General features: G+C 65.0%; 2 protein-coding genes and 3 pseudogenes. 2 read left to right on the top strand and 3 right to left on the bottom strand.

All coding sequences use genetic code 11. The annotated features are described in order from the left end of the window. Both DD1DGNOD_RS08840 and DD1DGNOD_RS08845 read left to right on the top strand, forming a co-directional pair. On the top strand, positions 1 to 848 hold an 848-nt coding region (locus tag DD1DGNOD_RS08840), incomplete at its 5' end, for a zinc ribbon domain-containing protein (protein WP_206443034.1). A gap of 57 nt (positions 849 to 905) precedes the next feature. Then, positions 906 to 1,604, top strand: a pseudogene (locus DD1DGNOD_RS08845) (IS6 family transposase). Positions 1,605 to 1,698: 94 nt separating this feature from the next. Here the strand turns inward: DD1DGNOD_RS08845 and DD1DGNOD_RS29100 are convergent. From DD1DGNOD_RS29100 to DD1DGNOD_RS08865, 3 genes and pseudogenes are all read right to left on the bottom strand, one after another. After that, a pseudogene (locus DD1DGNOD_RS29100) lies at positions 1,699 to 1,788 on the bottom strand (IS6 family transposase); the annotation flags it as partial. 69 nt (positions 1,789 to 1,857) lie between these two features. Beyond that, complete coding sequence (locus DD1DGNOD_RS08855) at positions 1,858 to 2,637, bottom strand: sulfite exporter TauE/SafE family protein (RefSeq protein WP_206443035.1); 780 nt, start codon at positions 2,635 to 2,637, stop codon at positions 1,858 to 1,860. A gap of 215 nt (positions 2,638 to 2,852) precedes the next feature. Beyond that, a pseudogene (locus DD1DGNOD_RS08865) lies at positions 2,853 to 3,607 on the bottom strand (SDR family NAD(P)-dependent oxidoreductase). Between the last annotated feature and the right edge of the window lie 88 nt (positions 3,608 to 3,695).

Here is a 3,695-nt window from a genome sequence, read left to right on the forward strand (position 1 = left end):
GGATACGGGCGCGTGCGCACGGCCCCATCCGGCGGCGGGTCGACCCGGACGGCCAGGTGCACACCGGCATCGTCCTGCGGCCCCGAGCCCAGTGGCCAGTGGTGATCCACAATCATCATCCCGGCTACCTCACCTGGCAGGACTTCGAAGACAACCAGGCGACGCTGGAGGCGAACTGCACCCACCGCGGGGCCCGGCCGCCACGGGAAGGACTGGCCCTCTGCCAAGGGATCATCCTGTGCGGGTCGTGCGGCCGGCCGATGACCACCCGCTACCACCGTGGCGGCCGGGCCGCCTATGAATGCTCCGCCTCCCGCGCGGACCAGCAGGCCATCCCCACCTGCCGGTCGATCGCGGCCCACACCGTCGACGACGCGGTCACCTGGCGGCTGCTGGCCGCGCTGTCACCCGAACAGATCAGCCTTGCGCTGGCCGCCGCCGGCGAGGTCACCGGCCGGCACGCCCGCGCCCACCGGGCCGCCGAACTCGCCGTGGAACGCGCCCGCTACAACGCCGACCGCGCCGAGCGGGCCTTCCACCGGGTCGAACCGGAAAACCGGCTGGTCGCCTCCACCCTGGAGGCCCACTGGGAGACTCGACTCGCCGCCGTCGCCGAGGCTGAAACCGCCCTGGACACGGTCCGCCAGACCCGGCCGCCACTGCCCGAACCCGACGCCCTGCAGGCGCTGGCCGCCGACCTGCCCGGACTGTGGAATGCCCCCGACACCCACGACCGGGACCGCAAACGCCTCCTGCGGACACTGATCGCGGATGTCACCGTGCTACCCGAGACCGACCGCCACCGGGCCCGGATCAGGATCCGCTGGGGCGCTGTCAACTTGGCCTGATAGCCTGAAAATGATCTTCTGGTTGTTCGTCGGGAGGGACTGCTCGTGGAAGCCGGAATGCCGTCGTACAAGGGCTACCGGTACCCGGCAGAGATCATCAGCCACTGCGTGTGGCTGTACCACCACTTCCCGCTGAGCTTCCGCGAGGTCGAAGAGCTCATGCTCGCCCACGGGGTGATCGTCTCCCATGAGACGGTCCGCCAGTGGTGTGCGACGTTCGGGCCCGCCTACGCCCGCGAGCTGCGCCGCCGCAAGCCCCAGGCCGGCGACACGTGACACCTGGACGAGATCTTCGCGAAGATCAACGGTAGGTGGAAGTACCTGTGGCGGGCGGTCAACCAGGACGGCAACGTCCTGGACATCCTGGTCCAGTCTCGACGTGACGCGAAGGCGGCCACGCGGTTCTTCCGAAACTGCTCAAGCGCCAGTGCCGCACACCGAGGGTACTGGTCACCGACCAGCTGCGCAGCTACGGTGCCGCCCACCGGGAGATCATGCGCTCGGTGAAGCACCGCTGCTCGAAGTACCTGAACAACCGGGCGGAGAACTCCCACCAGCCCACCCGCCAGCGCGAACATGCCAGGAAAGGCTTCCGTTCACCCGGAGCCGCGCAGACGTTCCTGTCAGTGTTCAGTGCGATCTCGCCGCACTTCCGGCCCGGGCGTCACCGCCTCACCGCTGCCGGGTACCGCGCCGAGATGACCCGCCCGCTTCAGGACCTGGAAGGAGATCACCGGTGTACCCGCGGCAGCCTGATCACAGCGCCGACACACGGTCCTACCCGGCCTCGACACGTCCCAACACAGCCTGACCCCAACCAAGTTGACAGCGCCCTCAGTGGCCTTTGACAGCGGACCGCCAGCACGATCACCTCGGGCGGAAACCGGAACCCGGTGAACTCCGAGACGGGAACCGGTGGACGGGTGGGACGTCGACGCATCTGTCCACCTTTCCCGATCAAGGACCCGGCGAACGCAACAGACCCAATTCGAGTCCCGCCGCACGTCGGTCACGCGAGTAGCAGCAGAGCGGATAGGGCTGCGAAACCGATGGCGACCCGCTCGAAGGTGCGCTGGTCTATCTGATGGATGACCAGAGCCCCTATGACGCCACCTGCGAGCATGGCGGGAACGAGAAGAAGGTCGAGGAGGACCGCTGGCGCCCGCAGGAGCCCGAGGCCAGTGCTGATCGGCAACTTCCCGAGGTTGAGCACAACGAAGAACCAGGTGGTAGTGCCGAGCATTCGTTGGGGTGAAAGTCCGCGGCTGATCAGGTATGAGGTCATGACGGGGCCGCCTGTGTTAGCTGTCATTGTTGTGAACCCGGCGAGGCACCCCGAGAGGACAGCGATGAGGCTGTGGTGCGACGATGACGAGCGTGGTTGAAGCGCGCTCAGGCCACCAGGCATGGGAACGTTCTTGCCACGTAAGAGGTAGGGCACGACTACGACGAGCAGTACCAGTATCGCTAGCGTGAGCCTCATCGTGGTGTCGTCGACCACGGCAAGAAAGCCTGCACCTAGCAGCACGCCTGGGATCACACCGGGGAAGAGTCTGGCGAGCAGCGCCCAGTCCGCGTGGCTGCGGTAGTAGCAGAGCGCAACGACGTCGCCGCAGATTAGCAGTGGCAAGAGTGTTGCGGTCGACTCCTTTGCAGGCAGCGCGAGAGCAAAGAGGACGACAGCTAAGGACGCGGCCCCGCTTATTGCGGTCTTGGCAAAGCCGACCATGGTCGCGGAGATGAGGAGGAGGGTCCACGCGGACCAGGTCAGGTCAGTAATTGTGCTCAACGTCAGGGCCTCGCTGTGATTGATCGGGGTTCCGCCGCCACCAGCGCCGACCGCTTGCCACTCGAAGATGATCGACGGATTGGCACAGGGGTTCACGTCTTGTGTTTGCCCACTCGGCCCCACGACTGGGGCGCTGCCACGGTGTCCCTCTGCCATCGTCTGTCGAACGACGGCCGGGGCTTGGGCCTGTCCGTCATCGCGGCGGGGATCAAAGGCTACACGGCGGTGAATCCAGCATCAGCGACCAGAACGTGTTCTGTCACCGCGCTGGCGTCATCTGAGGCTAGAAAGGTCACGACCTTGGCGATCTCCTCCGGTTGAATGAATCGATGCTGCGGGATGTGGTCAAGCCATCTAGCGACCATCTCCGGGTTCGCCGCAGCCAAAGTCCTCAAGGCGTCTGTCTCGTGTAGCCAGGAGCGACTGCATTGACCCGGATGTTGAACGGCGCCCATTCGGCAGCTAGGATCCGGGTCATGTGAGCTACGCCCGCCTTCGCGACGTCGTAGCCCAGATGCTTCTCAGGCTGGACAGCGCGGTAACCACAAATTGATGACAAGTTGACGATGACCCCGCCTCCGGCGGCCCGGAAGTGCCGTCCTGCTTCTCTGGCACCGAAGAACATGCCGTCCAAGTCAACCCGCAATGCTTCGCGCCAGTCGGAGTCTGTCATTTCAACCGTTGGTCGATTGCTGGAACAGCCTGCATTGTTGATGTAAATGCGCATTCCACCGAAGTGGTCGACGGTGTGGAACACCAGCTCGCGTACGGTTGTACTGTCGGCGACGTCGACTGACATCGCATGAGCACGACCGCCGAGCCGCGTCGCTGTCTCCTCCGCTGCGGTGTCGTCGAGATCGGCAATTACGACCGTCGTCCCGCGCGAAACGAATTGTGCGGCGATGTGTTCTCCGATACCGCGAGCACCGCCGGTGATTATCGCGATTTTTCCGTCGAGTCCTTCGCTCATTCGGTGTCCTCCTGTAGACCGGAAAATGCAGACGTTGATCTGTATCGCAAGCTTTTTCCCGGGCAAGGTTGTGGCGCGCGGATCGCGA

This window comes from Candidatus Protofrankia californiensis (genome assembly GCF_900634765.1).
Taxonomy (GTDB): domain Bacteria; phylum Actinomycetota; class Actinomycetes; order Frankiales; family Frankiaceae; genus Protofrankia; species Protofrankia californiensis.